Below are 19,389 nucleotides of genomic sequence, written 5' to 3'. Positions count from 1 at the left end.
CCAGCAGGGCGTGAACTTCGACTGGGTCGAGCTCGGCGACACCGGCTGCCTGTGGCTGCGCCTGTCGATCCCGTACCAGAAGCGCTACGGACCCGGCGGCTCGTTCGGCATCGTCGGCTTCGCGACGCCGGTGGACGAACACCACACGCAGGTCTACTTCTGGCGTACGCGCAAGGTGCAGGGCTGGCAGCGCAACGTCTGGCGCTTCCTGTACCGCAACCGGCTCGAAGGCCTGCACTGGGCAGTGCTGGAGCAGGACCAGTTCGTGCTGGAGTCGCTGCCCGAGGACGCCCGCAACCGCGAGTTCCTGTACGAGCACGACGTCGGCCTGGCCCGCGTGCGGCGCATGCTGGAGAAGCGCGCGGCCGAGCAGGCGCAGGCGCGCATCGCCGCGGCGGCTGCCACGGCCGGCTGACGCCAGCCCGCCGCGCCGGGCCCACCGGCCCGGCTAGCATCACCGCCATGAGCAGCAGCATCGAGGTGGTGGACAGCGTCGTGATCGGCGCCGGCGTGATCGGCCTGGCGGTGGCCCGCGCGCTGGCGCTGGCCGGACGCGAGGTGCTGGTGCTGGAGGCCGAGAACGCCTTCGGCACCGTGACCAGCGCGCGCAACAGTGAAGTGATCCACGCCGGGCTGTACTACCCGCCCGGCTCGCTGCGCGCGCAGCTGTGCGTGCGCGGCAAGGCGCTGCTGTACGCGTTCTGCGCCAGCCATGGCGTGCCGCACCGGCGCTGCGGCAAGCTGATCGTCGCCACCGCGGCCGACGAACTGCCGCTGCTGGACAGGCTGCAGGCCCAGGCCGCCGCCAACGGCGTGCACGACCTGCAGCGCCTGAGCGCTGCCGAGGCCCGGGCGCTGGAGCCGGCGCTGCACTGCGTGGGCGCGCTGCTGTCGCCCTCCACCGGCATCATCGACAGCCACGGCCTGATGCTGGCGCTGCTGGGCGATGCCGAGCGCCATGGCGCGATGCTGGCGCTGTGTTCGCCGCTGCTGCAGGGCCGCTGCACCGCGCAGGGCATCGAGCTCGACGTGGGCGGCGGGCAGCCGATGACGCTGCGCGCCCGACAGGTGGTGAATGCCGCGGGGCTGCAGGCGCCGGCTCTGGCGCGCCGGCTGGCCGGGCTGGAGGCGCGGCATGTGCCGCACGCGCACCTGGCCAAGGGCAGCTACTTCACGCTGGCCGGCAGGGCGCCGTTCTCGCGGCTCATCTACCCGGCGCCGGGCCAGTCCAGCCACCTGGGCGTGCACCTGACGCTGGACCTGGGCGGCCAGGCCCGTTTCGGCCCCAACTTCCAGTGGGTGGACACGGTCGACTACCGCGTCGACCCGCGCGATGCCGACAGCTTCTACAACGAGGTGCGCCGCTACTGGCCCGCGCTGCCCGACGGCGCGCTGCAACCCGGCTACGCCGGCCTGCGGCCGAAGATCAGCGGCCCGGGCGAGCCGGCGGCGGACTTCCGCATCGACGGCCCGGCGCGCCACGGCGTGCCCGGCCTGGTGAACCTGTTCGGCATCGAATCGCCGGGGCTGACCTCGTCGCTGGCCATCGCCGAGCAGGTGCTGGCCGCGCTACAGGAGGCCGATCCACTGCCACAGCGCGAAAGCGGCGAGCAACAGTGCTGACGCCCGATTGACGCGGCCACGCCAGCGCGCATCGAAGCGCTCGCGCAGCCGGCCGACCACGCTGGACAGCAGCAGCCACCACAGCGCCGAGCCCAGCAGCACGCCGCCGATCATCGGCCACGGCGAGCGGATGGCCAGGCGGCCCGCCAGGGCACCGAACACCGCGATGAAGGACAGGATCGTCGCCGGGTTCGACAGGGTCAGCACGAAGGTGCCGGCAAAGCAGCGCAGCAGGTCGGTGCCGCCGCCGACGCGGGCCGCCCGCTCGGCCACCGGCGCGCGCCAGGTCGACCACGCCAGCCACAGCAGGAAGGCGCCGCCGGCCAGCGCCAGGCCGGTGCGCGCGCCGGTCAGCCACTGGATCAGCGCGGTGACGCCGAAGGCGCCGATCGCGCCGTACACCGCGTCGGCCGCCGCGGCGCCGAGCCCGGTGGCCAGGCCCGCGGCCGGGCCCAGGGCCAGCGTGCGCTGGATCGTGAGCAGCCCGATCGGGCCGACCGGCGCGGCGATCGACAGCCCGATCAGCAGCGACTGGCCAAACAGCAGCAGGGATTCGGGGCTTGCCATGCCGGCCATTGTCCCGGCGCCGGCCGCCGGCCGCACAGCGCGAAATTCCGGCGAAGATGCGACCCCACCCGCGTTTTTTCCGGACCAGAGCCGCGATGCCCAGCGAACCCGCGATCACGCTCGACGACAAGGCCTGGCGGCTGCTGCAGGCCTTGCAGACCGACGGCCGGCAGCCGCTGAAGGCGCTGGCGGCGGCAGCCGGCCTGTCGATCGCCGCCACCGCCGAGCGGCTCAAGCGCCTGCAGGAAGCGGGCGTGATCCGCGGCATCGTCGCCGACCTGGAGCCGGCGCGCCTGGGCTGGCACGTGCGCGCGATCATCGGCATCACCGCGCTGCAGCCGGCCAAGCGCGGGCTGCTGGCCCGGCTGCGCGCGATGCCCGAGGTGCTGGAATGCCACCACGTGACCGGCAGCGATTCCTACGTGATGACGGTGGTGGCCGTCGACCTGGCCGGGCTGGAGGCCTTTCTCGGCGCGATCAACGGCTGGGGCGAGACGCGCACGTCGATCGTGCTGTCCACCCCGATCCCGCGCCGCGCGCTGGCGCGGCCGCCGGGCTGAGCGGCAGCCGGCCGCTCAGGCGCGCGAGGGCAGGCGCCGGGCCGGGTCTGGCCGGCGGCCGGTGAGCGCGCGCCGCAGCCCGGCCTCGAACAGCTTCAGGTCCAGCGGCTTGACCCAGTACTCATAGGCGCCCAGGCTCATGGCCTTGATGATGTCCATCGACAGGCTGTCGCCGGTGAGGATGGTGACGCGCAGGCCGCGGTTGGCGATGTCGACGTTGAGCTGGCGCACCACCTCGAGCCCGGACATGTCCGGCAGGTGCATGTCCAGCAGCACGAAGTCGGGCTTCTCGCTGCGCACCAGTTGCACGCCCTCGGCCCCGGTGGCCGCATGCACCAGCCGCACGCCGGGGTGGCGCTGCTGGATGATGGCCTCGACCAGCGAGACGTTGATCGGCTCGTCCTCGATGTACAGCACGGTGCCATGCAGCACCGTGCCACCGGACTCTTCCGTACTGGATTCGATTGCCGTCATGGCGTGCCCCTTGCCGGATGGCTCTCCCCGTGGCCATCTTGATGCGGGCAGCATAAGGCCGGATTCGCAAAGCGCAAGCCGGCCCGGTGATAACAGTTCTAGGGAGCGGGTCGCGCCTTGCGCAGCAGGCCTTCGATGGCCAGCACGTAGCCGTCCACGCCGAAGCCGACGACGATGCCGGCGGCCACCGGCGAGAGCCAGGAATGGTGGCGGAAGCTCTCGCGCGCATGGACGTTCGAGATGTGCACCTCGATCACCGGCACGCCGCTGCCCTTGATGGCGTCATGCAGCGCGACCGAGGTGTGGGTGTAGGCGCCGGCATTGAAGACCACGCCGGCGAGCTGCCCGGCACGGTGGGCGACGCCGGCCTCGTGGATCCAGTCGATCAGCTGTCCTTCGTGGTTCGATTGCCGGCACTCGGCCTCGGCGCCCTTTTGCTGCGCCGCGTCACGGCACAGCGCCTCGACGTCGGCCAAGGTGGTGGCGCCATAGACGGCCGGCTCGCGCGTGCCCAGCAGGTTCAGGTTGGGGCCGTTGAGCACCAGGATCCTGGGCGTCGGGTTCGGGGCGGTCGTCATGCGGCGGGCTTCAGGCGGATGCGGTTGGGCAATGGTACCGAGCGGCGCAGCACCTGCTCGCCCAGCCACAGCGCCGAGCGGCGCGCGCGCTGCGCCACCAGCGGCAGCGGCAGCTGCTGGTAGTCGTCGTTGAAGACCTCGAAGCTGTAGTCGCCGCGGTAGCCCATCGCGGCCAGGCGCTGCACCAGCGCGGCCACCTCGGCACTGTGCACGCCCTCGCCGGGAAAGACGCGGAAGTGCCGCGCGGTGGCGATGCGCTCCTCGGCCGAGCGCACCTCCTGCCACATGAAGTCGGCCAGCTGCACCAGGAAGATCTTCGCCGGGTCGACCTGCTCCAGCGCCTGCGGCGCGGTCTGGGTGGCCAGCGCGTGGAAGGAGTCGAAGCCCAGGCCCAGGTTGGGCATGTCGGCGCGGCAGACCACGTCCCAGGCGGTGGTGAACTCGTTGATCGTGCGGCCCCAGCTCAGGCCCTCGTAGGCCACCTTCAGCCCCAGCGGCAGCGCCAGCATCGCCAGCTTGCGCAGGTCGCGGGCGATCGCCTCGGGGTCGTCGCTGGCATGGCGGCTGGTCGACGAGCAGGCCAGCAGCAGCGGCGCGCCGACCGCCCGCGCCATCTCGAGCATGGCCTTGGCGATGTCGAGCTTGTAGTCGTGCAGGTGGCCCGACAGGCCTTCGAAGTCGCGCAGCACCTGGAAGCCGGTGACGCGCAGGCCGCTGGCCTGCACCGCGCGCACCGCGGCGTCCACGCCGGCCGGGTGGCCGACGATGTCGTTGGCCTTCAGCATCACCTGCGTGAAGCCGGCCTCGCGCATGGCCGCGAGCTTGGCCTCCAGCGGGCCGGCCAGCGTGATGGTGTCCATGCCGAAGTCGTCGACCGAGCCCTGGTCGCGGCGCGGCGCGGCGTTCGCGGCGGCGCGCGTGGTCATGGGGTCGCCCGCCCGTCGCGCACCAGCTCGAACATCAGCCCGCCCAGCTGCGGCGTGGTCAGCGCGCCGCGGCCTTCGGTGTGCACCGCGCCGGCCTCGACGAAGTCGACGCCGCGCGCGCGCAGCTGCGCCACCGCGGCCGGCACGTCCGGCGTGCCCAGGCCGACGCGCTGCAGGCATTCGTCGGCCGCGCCGGCCTCGTCGTCGACGCTGTCGGGCTCGATCAGCTGCAGGTAGAAGCTGTTGCACGGGCTCTGCAGGATGCGGCCGCGGGGCAGGATGCCGAAGCGCTGGTCGTCGGGCAGCAGCGCGAAGCCGAACAGCTCGCGGTAGAACTCGCACCAGTCGGCCATGCGCTCGCGGCCGATGTACTGCACCAGGCCGAACCAGTGCAGCCCGGCCAGCGCCGGCGGCCGCGGGTCGACGGTGGGGATCGGCACGAAGTCGACGTCCCAGATCGAGAACTCGCGCCAGCGGTCGACGAAGTACAGCCGGCTGGCGCCGACGCCGTGGATCGCCGGAATGTTCAGCTCCATCACCGCCACCTGCGCCGGCACGCCCCAGGCGCCGCGGTCCAGCGCGCGCTGGTAGGCGGCGGCCGCGTCGCGCACGCGCAGGGCCACCGCGCTGATCGCCGGCGCCCCATCGGGCAGCAGGCCTTCGCTGCCGCCGTGCGCGTTGATCACCACGTTCATGCCGCCCTGGCGGTACAGCAGCACCTCGCGCGAGCGGTGGCGCGCCACCGGGCGGAAGCCCAGCCGTTCGAGCACCTGGCCCAGCGCCTGCGGCGCGCGGGTGGCGTACTCGATGAACTCGATGCCTTCCAGCCCCAGCGGATTGGGCAGCTCGCCGATGGCTTCGCGGTCGGGGAACTTCACGGTGTGCATCACGCGGTCCTGCTGGCGGGCGGCGCGCTGGCGGCAGCTTCCCGCGCGGCCACCAGTCGCCTGAAATGAGCGGCCACGCGCTCGGGGTCGGCGCGCAGGCCGGTGAACAGCTCGAAGGCACCGATGGCCTGGCCCACGGCCATGCCGCCGCCGTCGGCCACCGCGCAGCCGGCGGCGCGCGCGGCGCGCAGCAACGCGGTCTCGAGCGGGAAATACACCACCTCGGCCAGCCACAGGCCCGGGTGCAGCAGCGCGGCGTCGAGCGGCAGCCCCGGCAGCTTGGACATGCCGGTGGGCGTGGCATGGATCAGCCCGGTGGCACCCTGCAGCGCGCCGGCCAGGTCGGTGCTGGCCTGCACCCGCGCACCGGCCGTGCCGGCGGCATGGCAGCGATTCAGCGACTCGGCCAGCGCCTGGGCGCGCGCCGCCTCGCGGTCGACCAGCCAGAGCTGGCCTGCCCCCAGCTGCAGCACTGCATGTGCAATCGCCGAGCCGGCGCCGCCGGTGCCCAGCAGCACCACGTGCGAGAGGTCGGCCTGCGGCAGCGCGCGCCGGAAACCCCAGGCCCAGCCCGAGCCGTCGGTGTTGTGGCCGACGAGGCGCCCGTCGCGCAGCACCACGGTGTTGACCGCCCCCATGGCCCGCGCATCGGGCGACAGCGCGTCCAGCAGCGGCAGCACCGCCTGCTTGCACGGGTAGGTGATGTTCAGACCGGCGAAGCCCATCGTGCGGGCGGCCGCGACCAGCCCCGGCAGCGCCTCGATGCCGGCGCCGGTGCGGTCCAGGTCGATCAGCTGGTAGTGCAGGTCGAGGCCGTGGTGGCGCGCCTCTTCCATGTGCATCGCCGGCGACAGCGACTGGCCGATGCCGGCGCCGATCAGCCCGATCAGCGGCTTTTGCGGGTCCATGGGCGCAGGCCTGTGCTCGTCACTTGCGCAGCTTGGCCAGCTCGGCCTGCAATTCGGCCACGGTGGCGGCAATGGCCGCGCCGTGCTTCTCGATCACCGGCTTCATCCTCTCGCGCAGCTTGGCCATTTCGGCCGGCGGCAGCTCGCTGACCTGCATGCCGGCCTTCTTCAGCTGCTCGATGGTGCCGGCCGAGGCCTCGCGCGAGACCTGGCGCTGGTAGCGGCCGGCTTCGACCGCGGCGTCCTGCAGGATCTTGCGCTCGGGCGCACCCAGGCTGTCCCAGACCTTCTTGCTGAAGATCACCGACTGCGGGTTGTACTGGTGGTTGGTCAGCGTCAGGTACTTCTGCACCTCGGCGAACTTGTTGGCCAGGATCACGCTGACCGGGTTCTCCTGCCCGTCCACCGCCTTCTGCTCGAGCGCGGCATAGAGCTCGGGAAAGGCCAGCGGCGTCGGGTTCGCGTCCAGCGCCTTGACCCAGTCGATGTTGATGGCGTTCGGGATCACGCGCAGCTTCAGCCCGGCGATGTCCTCGACCTTGTTGACCGGGCGCTTGCTGTTGGTGAGGCTGCGGAAGCCCAGCTCCCAGTACGCCAGGCCGACGATGCCCTTGTCGGCCAGCCGCGCGTGCAGCTTCTGGCCGAGCGGGCCGTCGACCACCGCGTCGGCTTCCTGTGCGTTGGCGAACATGAACGGAAAGTCGAAGACCTCGAAGTCCTTGACCTGCGAGGCCAGGATGCCGGAGTTCAGCACCACGATCTCGATCGTGCCGCCCTGCAGTGCGCTGACGCTGGCCGCGTCGCTGCCCAGCGTGCCGCCGGGGAAGAGGTTGACCTTGAGCTTGCCGCCGGACCGGGCCGCGACCAGCTCGGCGAACTTCTCGGCCCCGGTGGCCAGCGGGTGGCCCTTGGGGTTCTGCAGCGCGAGCTTGAAGCTGCGCTCCTTGATGTCCTGCGCCTGGGCGCCAAAGACAGCGGCCATCAGGCTCAGCGCAAGCAGCGCGCGGCGGTGGAATCGGGGCATGGATCGTCTCCTGGATCGTTTGAGAAGGGGTCAGCTGGCGAACCAGCGCATGGGCACCGTCACCAGGGGCGGGAACAGCACCATCAGGAACATCACGGCGAACTCGGCCACCATGAACGGCACCACGCCGCGGGTGACCTCGTCCATCTTCATGCGGCCGACGCCGGCCACCACGTTGAGCACCGTGCCCACCGGCGGCGTGATCAGGCCGATGGCGTTGTTGATGATGAACAGCACGCCGAAGTACACCGGGTCGATGCCGGCGGCCTTGACCACCGGCATCAGCACCGGGGTCATGATCAGGATGGTGGGCGTCATGTCCATCGCGGTGCCCACCGCCATCACCAGCACCATGATGGCGATCAGCAGCAGCGTCGGGCTGCCCATGAAGGGCTGCAGCAGGCCGATCATCTTGGACGGTATGTCGGCCACCGTGATGAGCCAGGCCGAGACCATCGCCGCAGCCACCAGGAACATGATCACCGCGGTGGTCTTCGCGGCGGTGGCGAACACCTCGTAGAGCTGGTGCCACTTCAGTTCCTTGTAGACCAGCGTCGCCACCAGCAGCGCGTACACCGCGGCCACCACCGCCGCCTCGGTCGGCGTGAACACGCCCATCTTCAGCCCCACCAGCACGATCACCGGCAGGAACAGCGCCCAGGTGGATTCGCGCAGGGCCTGCAGCCGCTCGGCGCCGCTGGCCTTGCGCGGCGGGCGGATGTTCTCGCGCTTGGCCACCCACCACCAGGCCGCGGTGATCGACAGCCCCATCAGCAGCCCCGGCACGATGCCGGCCAGGAACAACTTGCTGATCGACACGTTCGCCGCGACGCCGAAGATCACGAAGCCGATCGACGGCGGGATCACCGGCGCGATGATGCCGGCCGAGGCGATCAGCCCGCCGGCGCGCGCCTTGTCGTGCCCGGCCTTGACCATCATCGGCAGCAGCAGCGCGGCCAGTGCCGCGGTGTCGGCCACCGCCGAGCCCGACAGCGCCGCCAGCAGGCAGGCCGCCAGGATCGCGACGAAGCCCAGCCCGCCGCGCTTGTGGCCCACCAGCGCCAGCGCCAGCTTGACGATGCGGCTGGACAGGCCGCCGACGTTCATGATCTCACCGGCCAGCATGAAGAAGGGCACCGCCAGCAGCGGGAAGCTGTCGGCGCCGTTGATGACGTTCTGCGCCAGGATCTGCGCGTCGAACAGGTCCAGGTGCCACATCAGCGCCACGCCGGACAGCAGCAGCGCGTAGGCGATGGGCACGCCCAGCGCCATCACCAGCAGCAGGGAACCGAGGAAGATGAAGACGGTCATCGGAGGCTTTCGGGAGGCGCGTGGCGGGGCGGGTCAGCGCGGCTTGGCGCCGCCGAAGGTCTGCGAGTTCAGCGGCGTGGCCTCGCCGATGTGCAGCGACTCGACCTGCGCCAGGTCTTCCGACTCCTGCACCATCACCAGCTCGTCGTCGCCGAGCGCACCGCTCACCGTGCGCCAAAGCTGGCCCAGCAGCAGCACGCCGCTGGACAGCGCGAACACCACGCCCGAGCCATAGAAGATCGCGGTGGACAGCCCGGTGACCGGCGCCTCCACATCCAGGTTGATGCGTGCCTGCTGCCAGCTGCCGCTGAGCAGCAGCCAGGTGGCATAGAGCATCAGCGCCTGGCCCAGGCCGAGGCAGATGCGCTTGCCCAGCGGCCCCAGGCGCGACACCAGCATGTCGCTGCCCAGGTGGCCATGCTCCTTCAGCGCGACGATGGCGCCGAGGAAGGTCATCCACACGAACAGCCAGCGCGAGACCTCCTCCGACAGCGTGATGCCGGAGTTGAAGGCGTAGCGCAGCACCACGTTGCCGAAGACCAGCACGACCATGCAGGCCAGCGCCAGCACCATGGCCAGCTCCAGCAGCCTGCAGTAGTGATCGATCCAGCGTTTCATGCCTTGTCTCCTGCGCGCCCGCACGGGCGTCGGTGGCGTGTGCCGAGCCGTCGCGGCTTGACGAACCAATAATGTACGAACTAGTTAGTTTTTATCAGCGGGTAAACCCGCATGGCAGGCCGGACGGTACGGCGGCGGTGCGCGGCGGGCCGCCGCGGCCTACTTGCGCACGAAGCGCACGACCATCTCGACGATGCTGTCGCGCCGGGCGCCGACGGCGCGCGGGCTGTCGAGGTCGCGCTTGAAGATCAGGCCGAAGGTGTGGCGGTTGGCCACGTTGAAGAAGCACAGCGCCGAGATCGACATGTGCAGGTCGACCGGGTCGACGTCCTTGCGGAACACGCCCGCCTTGACGCCGCGCTGGTACACCGCGCGCACCGCGTCGATCGCCGGCACGTTCAGCTGCTGGATGCTCTTGCTCTGCGCCAGGAACTCGCCGCGGTGGATGTTCTCGGTCATCACCAGGCGGATGAAGTCCGGGTTGGCGAGCTGGTAGTCGTAGGTGAAGCCGACCAGCCGGCGCAAGGCGTCCTCGGGCGCCAGGTCTTCGAGGTGGAGTTCGGCCTCGATGCTGCGGATGCGGCGGTAGGCGTCCTCCAGCACCGCGACGTACAGCCCTTCCTTGCTGCCGAAGTAGTAATAGATCATGCGCTTGCTGGTGCGCGTGGCTTCGGCGATCTCGTCGATGCGCGCACCGGCCAGGCCCTTGTCGGCGAACTCGCGCGTGGCCACCGCCAGGATGTCGGCCATCGTGCGCTCGGGGTCGTTGGTGCGCGTGGGGTCGTTGGCCGGCGGGCGGCCGCGCGCCCGCCGGGCCGGGGCGGCCGGCTTTTGTACGGATTGGTTCATCGCGAACCGAGCTTACCCGATCCGCACCGGGCGGCGCCCGGTCAACGCAGGATCAGCACCGGCAGGTCGGTCTGGGCCAGCACGGCCTTGCTGTGCGAGCCGAACAGCAGTTCGCCGAAGATGCCGCGACCGTGCGTGACCATCACGATCATGTCGACGCCTTCGGCCCGCGCGGTCTCGACGATGGCCTGGTCGATGCTGTTGGATTGCGCGTGCAGGCCGTGGAACTCCACGCCGGCCTCGGCCGCCAGGACCTCGAAGCGGGTGAGCACCGCACGCGCGGCGGCATCGGTGCGCGCGACGTGCTCCTCGTTGGCGCGGGCGTATTCGGCCAGCGTGGTGCCCACCTGCGGGCCGGGCGACAGCGGCTCGACGACGAAGCCGATGACGCTGACCTTGCCGAGCTGGCGCGCCAGGTCGAGGCCGGCGCGCATCGCGCGATCGGACAGTTCGCCATGGTCAACCGGAACCAGAAGCTTGTGGTACATGATGGACATCCGCGATGCGATGACCATCACTCTAGGCCGCCGCCCCGGCCCCGGCGTTGAGGCCCGTCAAGCGGCGCGACGGATGCTCAGCGCGAAGCCGCTTCGGCGGCCGACGCTGCGGAGGCCGGCTCGGCGGGCTGGCTGGTTTCCACGCCGTGCTTCTCGCCGCTGATGTCAATGCCGCCGCCCACCTTCTTCAGCACGAACAGGGCGACGAGCGCGAACACGATGAATCCAACCAGCAGCTTCCACATGACAGGGTTTCCGAGAGATTTCGAAGGTGGCGTGTAGGCCTCAAGCAGACCCACACGCCACCCCCCCGGCAGGCCACCCCCCCGGCAGACCACCGACACGTCCCCGGCAGGGGACAGGCTGCGAAGCGGCCAGGGGAGCGCGGTGATGCAGTAAGCGCCAAACCCGATCCGGGTTGCCCGGTCGGGTTTGGTAGCCCCTCGGGGGCGGCCGCCAGGCGGCCGGGGTCAACAATCAGTCTCGGGCGTAGATGTCGACGTCCTTGGTCTCGCGCACGAACAGCAGGCCGATCACGAAGCACACCGCGGCGATCGTGATGGGGTACCACAGGCCGTAGTACATGTTGCCGTTGGAGGCCACCATCGCGAAGGTGACCGAGGGCAGCAGGCCGCCGAACCAGCCGTTGCCGATGTGGTACGGCAGGCTCATCGAGGTGTAGCGGATGCGGGTGGGGAACAGCTCGACCAGCATCGCGGCGATCGGGCCATACACCATCGTCACGTAGATCACCAGGATCGTCAGGATGCCCACGATGGACCACCAGGCGCCGCCCATGAAGTCGATCGGCTTGGCCTTGGATGGGTAGCCGGCGGCCTTCAGCGAATCGGCCAGGTCCTTCTTGAACGCGCCGATCGCCTTGCCCGAGGCTTCGTCGAACTTGTGGCCACCGGCCGTGGTCGCGACCTGGGCCGGCGGCGTCAGTTCCTTGTCGCCGACCTTCACCACGGTGGGCGAACCCGCCGGCAGCACCTCGTTCTCGTAGCTGGCCGACGAGCCGGTCAGCGCGCGCTTGGCGATGTCACAGCCGGACGTGAAGTCCACTTCGCGGGCGATCGGGCTGCCCTGGAACGAACAGGTCTTCGGGTCGGCCTTGACGACGATCTGCGCCTTGGCCTGCGCCGCGGCGAGTTCGGGGTTCGCGGCCGCGGTCAGCATCTTGAACAGCGGGAAGTAGGTCAGCACCGCCAGCAGCATGCCGGCCAGGATGATCGGCTTGCGACCGATCCTGTCGGACAGCGACCCGAACACGACGAAGAACGGCGTGCCGATCAGCAGCGAGGCCGCGATCATCAACTGCGCTTCCGTGCCGTCGACCTTCAGCGTGCTCGTCAGGAAGAACAGCGCGTAGAACTGGCCGGTGTACCAGACCACGCCCTGGCCCATCACCAGGCCGAACAGCGCCAGCATCACGAACTTGGCGTTCTTCCACTGGCCGAAGGACTCGGACAGCGGGGCCTTCGAGACCTTGCCCTCTTCCTTCATCTTCTTGAAGGCGGGCGATTCGTTCATCGACAGCCGGATCCACACGCTGACCGCCAGCAGCAGGATCGACACGATGAACGGAATGCGCCAGCCCCATTCGGCAAACGCGTCGTTGCCCATCCAGGTGCGCACGCCCAGGATCACCAGCAGCGACAGGAACAGGCCCAGCGTGGCCGTGGTCTGGATCCACGAGGTGTAGGCGCCGCGCTTGCCGTGCGGCGCGTGCTCGGCCACGTAGGTGGCGGCACCGCCGTACTCACCACCCAGCGCCAGGCCCTGCAGGATGCGCAGGCCGACCAGGATGATCGGCGCGGCCATGCCGATGGAGGCATAGCTGGGCAGGATACCGACGATGAAGGTCGACAGACCCATGATCAGGATCGTGACCAGGAAGGTGTACTTGCGGCCGATCATGTCGCCGAGGCGGCCGAACACCAGCGCGCCGAACGGGCGCACGATGAAGCCGGCCGCGAAGGCCAGCAGCGAGGCGATGAACTGCGCGGTGGGGTCCAGCGCGGCAAAGAAGTGCTTGCCGATGAACGCGGCCAGCGAGCCGTAGAGGTAGAAGTCGTACCACTCGAACACCGTGCCCAGCGAGGAGGCGAAGATGACCTTCTTCTCCTCGCGCGTCATGGGCGCGCTCGCCGCGCCCGCTTTCATGGAGGCCGTAGTAGCCATATGCGTTGAACTCCTCGGTAGGGTCTGCTCGCGCCGCCGATGGGCGGTGCGCGGTCGCGACTATTCGACCGGGCTCTGACCGCGTTCTGACACCAAGCCAACACAGGCTGACAAAACCCGGTGCAACCCTAGTGATTTGTTTCGCGATGCGAAAGTCTGCGGACAAACCCCAGGGCGCGAGATCCCCGAGTCCGCGGGGGCAGGCCAGGCGCGGCCCGGCCCCGCGGACGCTCACGCGAGGCGTTGCACGCCGTCGGGCTGGCGGCCGGCGTCGTCCCAGGCGGGTCCGTCGAACCACGGGTCGTGCAGCAGCGCGGCCCGCAGCATCGGCAGCGCATCCTGGCCCCAGAACAGCCGGCCGTCGCACGTGATGCTGGGCACGCCGAAGACCTGCTGCGCCAGCGCGGCCTCGGTGTGCGCGCGCAGTTCGGCCTTGACCTCGTCGCCGGCCGGATCGCGGCGCGGGGCGACGCCTGCAGTCAGCGCGGCCAGTGCGGCCGGCTCGTTGGGGTCGGCGCCCTCGCGGCACCAGACATGGCGGAACAGCAGCTCGACCACGCGCCGGTTCGGCGTGCCGCCGGCCTCGCAGCTGGCCAGCGCCAGCCGCTGCAGCGCCAGCGGGTTGAACGGATGCGGCCGCGGCAGCTGCAGCACGGTGCCCTGCGCGTGGGCCTGCCAGGCGACCTGGCGATAGGTCCAGGCCCGCTTCGGGCCGATCTCGGCCGGGCCCTTCTGGCCCCAGGCCTTCAGCAGCCCGGCGAACAGCACCGGCCGGTAATCGACCACGTAGCTGCAGCCTTCCAGCGCCTGCGGCAGGCGGTCGAAGGCCAGCCAGGCATAGGGCGAGACCACGTCGAACCAGAACACCAGCGGCGTCATCGCGGCAGCTCCGGCGCGGCGGCCGATGCGGGCAGCGCGTCCGCCCGGCCCACGCGCATCGCGCGCCACTGGCGGCGGCGCTCGGGCAGCAGCGCCATCACAGCGCGCCGGGCCTCGTCATCCAGGCCGCCCCAGGCGGCGATCTCGTCGATCGTGCGCAGGCAGCCTTCGCACCAGCCGCTGGCCGCATCCATGCGGCAGACGCTGACGCAGGGGCTGGCGATGGGCGCGCCGCGGCTCACGAATCGACCACCACGTCGGCCGCCGGCGCGCCGGTGAGCATGACCAGCTCGTCCGGCGCGAGCTTGAACACGCCGTTCGGATGCCCGGCCGCGGCCCACACCTCGCCGAAGCGGAACAGCTCGCGGTCGACCAGCACCACCGGCGGCTGCAGGTGGCCCACCGGCGACACGCCGCCGATGGAGAAGCCGGTGCGTGCCTTGACGAACTCGGCATCGGCGCGGCCGATCGGGCCGACCTGCGCCGCGACCTTCTTCTCGTCCACCCGCTTGTCGCCCGAGGTCACCACCAGCACCGCGGCCTCGTCGGCCTTGCGGCGGAAGATCACGCTCTTGGCGATCTGCCCCACCTGCACCTGCAGCGCATCGGCGGCTTCGGCGCAGGTGCGCGCCGACACCTCCAGCCACAGCGGCGCATGGGCATGGCCGCGCTCGGCCAGCACGCGCGTCACGCGCTGGAAGCCCTCGGGGCGGTTGTTCAGTTCGTCGTCGCTCATGCTGCGAACACTTTCCCCTGCTTGGTCAACAGCGCCTTGCCGGCGCGCGACACCGGCGCGCGGCCCAGCACATCCGAGATCGCCCCGCCGGCCTGCACCAGCCGGTCGAGGTCGATGCCGGTCTCGATGCCCAGCCCGTTCAGCATGAACACCACGTCCTCGGTGGCCACGTTGCCGGTGGCGCCCTTGGCGTAGGGGCAGCCGCCCAGGCCGGCGACGCTGGTGTCGAAGGTGTGCAGGCCGATCTCCAGGCAGGCGTAGATGTTGGCCAGCGCCTGGCCGTAGGTGTCATGGAAATGGCCGCTCACTTCATGCATTGGGAAATGCTTCAGCGCGCGCTCGATCACCGCCTGCGCGCGGCGCGGCGTGCCCACGCCAATGGTGTCGGCGATGCCGCAGTGCTGCACACCGATCTCCTTCATCAGCTTCACGACATGCTCCACCTCGTCGGGCGTGACCTCGCCCTGGTACGGGCAGCCCAGCGCGCAGCTGATGGCCGAGCGCACCTTCAGGCCGGCCTCGCGCGCGGCGGCCACCACCGGCGCGAAGCGCTCGATGCTCTCCTCGATCGAGCAGTTGATGTTGCGCTGGCTGAAGGCCTGGCTGGCGGCGCCGAACACGACGATCTCGTCCGGCCGCGCCTGCGGGCCGGCGGCCAGCATCGCGTTGAAGCCGATCATGTTGGGCACCAGCACCGAATGGCGCACGCCGGCCGGCCGCGGGATCGCGTTCATCACCGCCGCGTTGTCGGCCATCTGCGGCACCCACTTCGGGCTGACGTAGCTGGTGACCTCGATCTCGCGCAGCCCGGCGGCCTGCAGCGCCTGCACCAGCGCCACCTTGTGCTCGGTGGCCACCGGCTGCTTCTCGTTCTGCAGACCGTCGCGCGGGCCCACGTCTACCAGAGTCACGCGAGAGGGAAGCATCGTTTTCGCCTTCAAGTTAGGGATGCACGGCCAGGGCCGTTACATCGATTTTCAATCCTCCCGGGAAATGCCCCCAAGGAAGGGATGGTGAACAGGGAACCACGGCCCAGAATCGCGCCCCATAAGCAGACCAGCCCTGCCGGAAGCCTGATCGTGTCGCACAGCCCCAGCCCCCTGCAGATTGCCACCAAGATCCATTTCTACCTGATGCGTGAGCTGGGGCAGGGCATCGACGTGGAGAAGATGCTGAAGCAGCCCCGCTATGCCCGCGACGTGCTGCTGGTGTGCGACGCCTGCAGCGGCACCGAGCTGGCCCAGCTGGCCGTGCAATACCGCAGCGCGCGCGACCTGTACAAGCGCCTGGAGCAGCAGCGCGCGCTGCAGCCCGGCCATGCCTCGCAGCCGACGGACTGGGCCAAGAACACCACCGGCTTCGGCGTCTCGCGCCCGATGACCGACAGCGGCCCGGCCACCGACCTGGGCGCCGACGCTCAGCCGCCCGAAGGCGAACGGACCAAGGGCTGGCTCTCGCGCTGGCGGCAACGCTGAGCGGCACCGCCGCTCAGGCCTGAAGACGCAGCAGCTCGCCGCCCTCGGCGACCTGGTCACCCACCGCATACAGCAGTTCCGCCACCACGCCGTCGCGCGGCGCGGTCAGCGTGTGCTCCATCTTCATCGCCTCCATCACGGCCACCGGCTGGCCCTTGGCCACCGCGTCACCGGCCTTGGCGAGGAAGGCGATCACCTTGCCGGGCATCGGTGCGGTCAGGCGGCCGGCCTCGCCGCCGGCGTCGCCGGCATGGGCGATGACGTCGATCTCGTGCACCACCGCCGAGCCCTCGTCGCTGAACACCGCAACGCGCTCGCCGTGCACATGCACCGTCAGCGCCAGCCGGCGCGCGTCCAGCAGCACGTCGTGCCGGCCCTCCCCGCGCGGCGTGGCCTGGAAGGCCCATTCGCGATCGCCGGCGCGCAGGCGCAGCGCACCGTCGTGCAGCCGCGCCAGCGACACCGCATGGTGTTCGCCGGCATGCTCGATGTCGAAGTGCCGACGCGCGCCGCCGTGCAGGCGCCAGCCGTCACGGCGCGACCAGGGGTCGGCGCCCGACAGCGCGGCCTCGTCGGCCAGCGCATGCGCCACCACGCCGGCGGCGACGATCTCCAGCGCCAGCGGCGGCTGGTTCAGCACCGTGGCGCGCTCGCGCTCGATCAGCGCGGTGTCGAGGTCGGCGGTGGCGAAGGCCTGTGAATTGACCACCCGGCGCAGGAAGGCGGCGTTGGTGTGCAGGCCGACGATCTGCGTCTCGGCCAGCGCCGCGTCCAGCCGCGCCAGCGCCTGCGCGCGGGTGTCGCCCCAGACGATCAGCTTGGCGATCATCGAGTCGTAGAACGGGCTGATCGCGTCGCCCTCGCGCACGCCGGCATCCACCCGCACCGCGGCCGCTTCATGGAACGGTTCGGCATCGGCATTGCGGCGGAAGGCCACGTGCGCCGGCCAGCGCAGCACGTCCAGCCGGCCGGTGGCGGGCAGGAAGCCGCCGTCGGGGTTCTCGGCGCAGATGCGCGCCTCGATCGCATGGCCGCGGATCTTCAACTCTTGCTGCTGCAGCGGCAGCGGCTGGCCGGCGGCCACGCGCAGCTGCCACTCCACCAGGTCCAGCCCGGTGATCGCCTCGGTCACCGGATGCTCGACCTGCAGCCGCGTGTTCATCTCCATGAAGTAGAAGCGCAGGTCGCCGTCGTCCAGCTCCTCGGCGATGAATTCCACCGTGCCGGCGCCGACATAACCCACCGCCTGAGCGGCCGCCACGGCCGCCGCGCCCATCTCGGCGCGGCGCGCCTCGCTCATGCCCGGCGCCGGCGCTTCCTCCAGCACCTTCTGGTGGCGGCGCTGCACCGAGCAATCGCGCTCGAACAGGTAGACGCAATGGCCCAGGGTATCGCCGAAGACCTGGATCTCGATGTGCCGCGGCCGCGTGACGTAGCGCTCGACCAGCACGTGGTCGTCACCGAAGCTGGACTTGGCCTCGCGCTGGCACGAGGCCAGCGCGGCGAGGAAGTCCTCGGCCTTGTCGACGCGCCGCATGCCCTTGCCGCCGCCGCCGGCGCTGGCCTTGATCAGCACCGGGTAGCCGATGCGCTCGGCCTCGCCGGCCAGGAACAGCGGGTCGTTGTTGTCACCGTGGTAGCCCGGCACCAGCGGCACGCCGGCCTTCTCCATCAGCGACTTGGCCGCCGACTTGCTGCCCATCGCCGCGATCGCCGACGGCGGCGGCCCGATGAAGGCGATGCCCGCATCCGCACAAGCCTGGGCGAAGGTCTCGTTCTCGGACAGGAAGCCGTAGCCCGGATGCACCGCCTGCGCGCCGGTGGCCTTCGCGGCTTCCAGGATGCGGTCGGCCCGCAGATAACTCTCACGGGGCGCGGCCGCGCCGATCAGCACCGCCTCGTCGCAGGCCTGCACATGCTGCGCCTGCGCATCGGCCTCGGAGTACACCGCGACGGTGCGGATGCCCAGGCGCCGGGCGGTGGCCGCCACGCGGCAGGCGATTTCGCCGCGGTTGGCGATCAGGATCTTCTTGAACATCTCGGTGTCTCCATCACGCGGTGGCCGGGCCACCGCCAAAACGATTGCGCAGCGCACGCACCAGGCCACGCAGGAACTTCATCAGCACGACGATCAAGGTCACCATCACCGCCAGCGCCAGCGCCAGGCAGGCGAAGAAGGCGAACGGGTGGGCGAAGGCCAGCCACAGCATTGCCGGCACCGCGGCATCGCCGACCAGCGAGGCGGCGATGTTCGAGAACGGCTCGGGCGAGGTGTTGATGGCCGCGCGCGTGGTGGCCTTCGCCACGTGGCTGGTGGCCGCCAGCGTGCCGCCCAGCAGCGCGGCGATGACGCTCCACGCGTTCGCATCGCCGCCGAAGGCCCCGCCGAACACGCCGGCCGCCAGCGCCGCGCCGGCCGGGATGCGGATGACCGTGTGCACCGCGTCCCACAGCGAATCGACCGCCGGGATCTTGTCGGCCAGGAACTCGACCAGCACCATCAGCCCGGCCGCGCCCAGCACCAGCGGCTGCTGCAGCACCTGCAGGCCCGACGGCAGCGGCACCCAGCCCAGCCAGCCGGCCAGCCCGGTGAGGAACACCACCAGGTACAGCCGCAGCCCGCTGGCCCAGCCCAGCGCCGCGGCCAGCGCCAGCAGGTGGGTGGTGTCGAGGTTGGCGTTCATCGCGATGGCCGCTCAGTTCAGCTTCCAGTTCGGGTCGCGCTTGTGAAGAAAGGACTGCACGCCTTCCTTGCCCTCGTCGCTGGCACGGATGTCGGCGATGCGGCGCGCGGTCTCGGCGCGCAGGTCCTCGGTGATCGGCGCCCCGGCCAGGTCCTGCACCAGGCGCTTGCTCGCCTTCACCGCCTGCGGCCCGTTGGCCACCAGCGTCGCGACGATCTGCTCGACCGTGTCGTCCAGCGCCTCGGCCGGGCACAGCTGGTGCACGAAGCCGAGCCGGTGCGCCTCAGAGGTGCTGAAGCGCTCGGCGGTGATGAAGTAGCGCCGCGCCGCCTGTGCCCCGAGCGCGCGAATCACGTAGGGGCCGATCGTCGCCGGCAGCAGGCCGAGCCGCGCCTCGCTCAGGCAGAAGCTCGGCCCCTCGGCGGCCACCAGCACGTCACAACAGGCGGCCAGGCCCAGGCCGCCGGCGAAGCAGTCGCCGTGGATGCGGCCGACCACCGGGTGCGGGCAGCTGTAGATCGCCCACAGCATGTCGGCCAGCGCCTGCGCGTCGGCGCGGTTCTGCTCCCAGCTGTAGTCGGCCATCGCGCGCATCCAGTTCAGGTCGGC

The 19,389-nt window shown here is 70.7% G+C and carries 23 protein-coding genes and 1 pseudogene; 4 read left to right on the top strand and 20 right to left on the bottom strand.

The features are described from left to right. Both ACILR4_RS27180 and ACILR4_RS27175 read left to right on the top strand, forming a co-directional pair. Positions 1–415, top strand: a pseudogene (locus ACILR4_RS27180) (3-phenylpropionate dioxygenase); the annotation flags it as partial. Positions 416–474: 59 nt separating this feature from the next. After that, positions 475–1,623, top strand: coding sequence for an NAD(P)/FAD-dependent oxidoreductase (locus ACILR4_RS27175; RefSeq protein ID WP_395704030.1), 1,149 nt, complete (start codon positions 475–477; stop codon positions 1,621–1,623). On the opposite strand, the gene ACILR4_RS27170 is transcribed toward ACILR4_RS27175, so the two are convergent. After that, positions 1,570–2,190, bottom strand: a complete 621-nt coding sequence (locus ACILR4_RS27170) for a LysE family transporter (protein WP_395704028.1) — start codon at positions 2,188–2,190, stop codon at positions 1,570–1,572. The genes ACILR4_RS27175 and ACILR4_RS27170 overlap by 54 nt on opposite strands. 95 nt (positions 2,191–2,285) lie before the next feature. Between ACILR4_RS27170 and ACILR4_RS27165 the strand changes: the two genes are divergently transcribed. Next, positions 2,286–2,750: an Lrp/AsnC family transcriptional regulator gene (locus ACILR4_RS27165; protein WP_395704027.1), complete on the top strand. Its 465-nt coding sequence runs from the start codon at positions 2,286–2,288 to the stop codon at positions 2,748–2,750. A 15-nt stretch (positions 2,751–2,765) separates the two neighbouring features. On the opposite strand, the gene ACILR4_RS27160 is transcribed toward ACILR4_RS27165, so the two are convergent. From ACILR4_RS27160 to ACILR4_RS27085, 16 genes are all read right to left on the bottom strand, one after another. Then, complete coding sequence (locus tag ACILR4_RS27160; RefSeq protein WP_395704026.1) at positions 2,766–3,224, bottom strand: response regulator; 459 nt, start codon at positions 3,222–3,224, stop codon at positions 2,766–2,768. Between the two features lie 98 nt (positions 3,225–3,322). Further along, a complete protein-coding gene (gene aroQ, locus ACILR4_RS27155) occupies positions 3,323–3,802 on the bottom strand; it encodes a type II 3-dehydroquinate dehydratase (RefSeq protein WP_395704025.1) in 480 nt (159 codons plus the stop codon). After that, positions 3,799–4,728 carry a sugar phosphate isomerase/epimerase family protein gene (locus tag ACILR4_RS27150; protein WP_395704024.1) on the bottom strand — a complete coding sequence of 310 codons (930 nt, stop codon included), beginning with the start codon at positions 4,726–4,728 and terminating at the stop codon, positions 3,799–3,801. The genes aroQ and ACILR4_RS27150 overlap by 4 nt, the downstream gene beginning before the upstream one ends. Then, positions 4,725–5,615 (bottom strand): VOC family protein, encoded by an 891-nt coding sequence (locus tag ACILR4_RS27145; protein WP_395704023.1) that lies wholly within the window; start codon positions 5,613–5,615, stop codon positions 4,725–4,727. The genes ACILR4_RS27150 and ACILR4_RS27145 overlap by 4 nt, the downstream gene beginning before the upstream one ends. Further along, a complete protein-coding gene (locus ACILR4_RS27140) occupies positions 5,615–6,523 on the bottom strand; it encodes a shikimate dehydrogenase (RefSeq protein ID WP_395704022.1) in 909 nt (302 codons plus the stop codon). Before ACILR4_RS27140 ends, ACILR4_RS27145 begins: the two co-directional genes overlap by 1 nt. Before the next feature lie 19 nt (positions 6,524–6,542). Then, complete coding sequence (locus ACILR4_RS27135) at positions 6,543–7,547, bottom strand: TRAP transporter substrate-binding protein (protein ID WP_395704021.1); 1,005 nt, start codon at positions 7,545–7,547, stop codon at positions 6,543–6,545. A gap of 30 nt (positions 7,548–7,577) precedes the next feature. Then, on the bottom strand, positions 7,578–8,858 hold the full coding sequence (locus ACILR4_RS27130) for a TRAP transporter large permease subunit (RefSeq protein WP_395704020.1): 1,281 nt from the start codon (positions 8,856–8,858) through the stop codon (positions 7,578–7,580). Positions 8,859–8,891: 33 nt separating this feature from the next. Continuing rightward, positions 8,892–9,476: a TRAP transporter small permease gene (locus ACILR4_RS27125; RefSeq protein ID WP_395704019.1), complete on the bottom strand. Its 585-nt coding sequence runs from the start codon at positions 9,474–9,476 to the stop codon at positions 8,892–8,894. Positions 9,477–9,635: 159 nt separating this feature from the next. Beyond that, positions 9,636–10,325: a TetR/AcrR family transcriptional regulator gene (locus ACILR4_RS27120; RefSeq protein ID WP_395704018.1), complete on the bottom strand. Its 690-nt coding sequence runs from the start codon at positions 10,323–10,325 to the stop codon at positions 9,636–9,638. A gap of 41 nt (positions 10,326–10,366) precedes the next feature. Continuing rightward, positions 10,367–10,813, bottom strand: coding sequence for a universal stress protein (locus tag ACILR4_RS27115; RefSeq protein WP_395704017.1), 447 nt, complete (start codon positions 10,811–10,813; stop codon positions 10,367–10,369). Between the two features lie 86 nt (positions 10,814–10,899). Beyond that, positions 10,900–11,067 carry a hypothetical protein gene (locus ACILR4_RS27110; RefSeq protein ID WP_395704016.1) on the bottom strand — a complete coding sequence of 56 codons (168 nt, stop codon included), beginning with the start codon at positions 11,065–11,067 and terminating at the stop codon, positions 10,900–10,902. A gap of 232 nt (positions 11,068–11,299) precedes the next feature. Next, positions 11,300–12,961: an MFS transporter gene (locus ACILR4_RS27105; RefSeq protein ID WP_395704015.1), complete on the bottom strand. Its 1,662-nt coding sequence runs from the start codon at positions 12,959–12,961 to the stop codon at positions 11,300–11,302. A gap of 276 nt (positions 12,962–13,237) precedes the next feature. Continuing rightward, entirely contained in the window at positions 13,238–13,885 is a 648-nt protein-coding gene (locus ACILR4_RS27100) for a 2-hydroxychromene-2-carboxylate isomerase (protein ID WP_395704014.1), read from the bottom strand. Then, positions 13,882–14,079 (bottom strand): DUF1289 domain-containing protein, encoded by a 198-nt coding sequence (locus ACILR4_RS27095; RefSeq protein ID WP_395704029.1) that lies wholly within the window; start codon positions 14,077–14,079, stop codon positions 13,882–13,884. The genes ACILR4_RS27100 and ACILR4_RS27095 overlap by 4 nt, the downstream gene beginning before the upstream one ends. Before the next feature lie 44 nt (positions 14,080–14,123). Then, the gene (locus ACILR4_RS27090; protein ID WP_395704013.1) at positions 14,124–14,621 is read right to left on the bottom strand and encodes a YbaK/EbsC family protein; all 498 of its coding nucleotides are present in this window, start codon (positions 14,619–14,621) and stop codon (positions 14,124–14,126) included. Further along, on the bottom strand, positions 14,618–15,547 hold the full coding sequence (locus tag ACILR4_RS27085; protein WP_395704012.1) for a hydroxymethylglutaryl-CoA lyase: 930 nt from the start codon (positions 15,545–15,547) through the stop codon (positions 14,618–14,620). Before ACILR4_RS27085 ends, ACILR4_RS27090 begins: the two co-directional genes overlap by 4 nt. 153 nt (positions 15,548–15,700) lie before the next feature. Between ACILR4_RS27085 and ACILR4_RS27080 the strand changes: the two genes are divergently transcribed. Further along, positions 15,701–16,096, top strand: coding sequence for a hypothetical protein (locus tag ACILR4_RS27080; RefSeq protein ID WP_395704011.1), 396 nt, complete (start codon positions 15,701–15,703; stop codon positions 16,094–16,096). A gap of 13 nt (positions 16,097–16,109) precedes the next feature. Here ACILR4_RS27080 and ACILR4_RS27075 read toward each other — a convergent pair whose 3' ends face one another. From ACILR4_RS27075 to ACILR4_RS27065, 3 genes are all read right to left on the bottom strand, one after another. After that, positions 16,110–18,134, bottom strand: coding sequence for an acetyl/propionyl/methylcrotonyl-CoA carboxylase subunit alpha (locus tag ACILR4_RS27075; protein ID WP_395704010.1), 2,025 nt, complete (start codon positions 18,132–18,134; stop codon positions 16,110–16,112). Positions 18,135–18,147: 13 nt separating this feature from the next. After that, complete coding sequence (locus ACILR4_RS27070; protein ID WP_395704009.1) at positions 18,148–18,780, bottom strand: DUF4126 domain-containing protein; 633 nt, start codon at positions 18,778–18,780, stop codon at positions 18,148–18,150. Between the two features lie 12 nt (positions 18,781–18,792). Continuing rightward, positions 18,793–19,389: enoyl-CoA hydratase-related protein (locus ACILR4_RS27065; protein ID WP_395704008.1), on the bottom strand; the 597-nt coding region annotated here is incomplete at its 5' end.

The sequence above is a fragment of the Aquabacterium sp. genome (genome assembly GCF_044226965.1).
Lineage (GTDB): Bacteria > Pseudomonadota > Gammaproteobacteria > Burkholderiales > Burkholderiaceae_C > Pseudaquabacterium.
Note: the sequence above shows the minus strand (reverse complement) of the source record. Positions and strands in the feature narration are given on the sequence as shown.

Coding starts and splice junctions, on each gene's coding strand:
- ACILR4_RS27170 (WP_395704028.1), bottom strand. CDS start 2,190: ATGGCAAGCCCCGAATCCCTGCTGCTGTTTGGCCAGTCGCTGCTGATC.
- ACILR4_RS27165 (WP_395704027.1), top strand. CDS start 2,286: ATGCCCAGCGAACCCGCGATCACGCTCGACGACAAGGCCTGGCGGCTG.
- ACILR4_RS27160 (WP_395704026.1), bottom strand. CDS start 3,224: ATGACGGCAATCGAATCCAGTACGGAAGAGTCCGGTGGCACGGTGCTG.
- aroQ (WP_395704025.1), bottom strand. CDS start 3,802: ATGACGACCGCCCCGAACCCGACGCCCAGGATCCTGGTGCTCAACGGC.
- ACILR4_RS27150 (WP_395704024.1), bottom strand. CDS start 4,728: ATGACCACGCGCGCCGCCGCGAACGCCGCGCCGCGCCGCGACCAGGGC.
- ACILR4_RS27145 (WP_395704023.1), bottom strand. CDS start 5,615: ATGCACACCGTGAAGTTCCCCGACCGCGAAGCCATCGGCGAGCTGCCC.
- ACILR4_RS27140 (WP_395704022.1), bottom strand. CDS start 6,523: ATGGACCCGCAAAAGCCGCTGATCGGGCTGATCGGCGCCGGCATCGGC.
- ACILR4_RS27135 (WP_395704021.1), bottom strand. CDS start 7,547: ATGCCCCGATTCCACCGCCGCGCGCTGCTTGCGCTGAGCCTGATGGCC.
- ACILR4_RS27130 (WP_395704020.1), bottom strand. CDS start 8,858: ATGACCGTCTTCATCTTCCTCGGTTCCCTGCTGCTGGTGATGGCGCTG.
- ACILR4_RS27125 (WP_395704019.1), bottom strand. CDS start 9,476: ATGAAACGCTGGATCGATCACTACTGCAGGCTGCTGGAGCTGGCCATG.
- ACILR4_RS27120 (WP_395704018.1), bottom strand. CDS start 10,325: ATGAACCAATCCGTACAAAAGCCGGCCGCCCCGGCCCGGCGGGCGCGC.
- ACILR4_RS27115 (WP_395704017.1), bottom strand. CDS start 10,813: ATGTACCACAAGCTTCTGGTTCCGGTTGACCATGGCGAACTGTCCGAT.
- ACILR4_RS27110 (WP_395704016.1), bottom strand. CDS start 11,067: ATGTGGAAGCTGCTGGTTGGATTCATCGTGTTCGCGCTCGTCGCCCTG.
- ACILR4_RS27105 (WP_395704015.1), bottom strand. CDS start 12,961: ATGACGCGCGAGGAGAAGAAGGTCATCTTCGCCTCCTCGCTGGGCACG.
- ACILR4_RS27100 (WP_395704014.1), bottom strand. CDS start 13,885: ATGACGCCGCTGGTGTTCTGGTTCGACGTGGTCTCGCCCTATGCCTGG.
- ACILR4_RS27095 (WP_395704029.1), bottom strand. CDS start 14,079: ATGGATGCGGCCAGCGGCTGGTGCGAAGGCTGCCTGCGCACGATCGAC.
- ACILR4_RS27090 (WP_395704013.1), bottom strand. CDS start 14,621: ATGAGCGACGACGAACTGAACAACCGCCCCGAGGGCTTCCAGCGCGTG.
- ACILR4_RS27085 (WP_395704012.1), bottom strand. CDS start 15,547: ATGCTTCCCTCTCGCGTGACTCTGGTAGACGTGGGCCCGCGCGACGGT.
- ACILR4_RS27075 (WP_395704010.1), bottom strand. CDS start 18,134: ATGTTCAAGAAGATCCTGATCGCCAACCGCGGCGAAATCGCCTGCCGC.
- ACILR4_RS27070 (WP_395704009.1), bottom strand. CDS start 18,780: ATGAACGCCAACCTCGACACCACCCACCTGCTGGCGCTGGCCGCGGCG.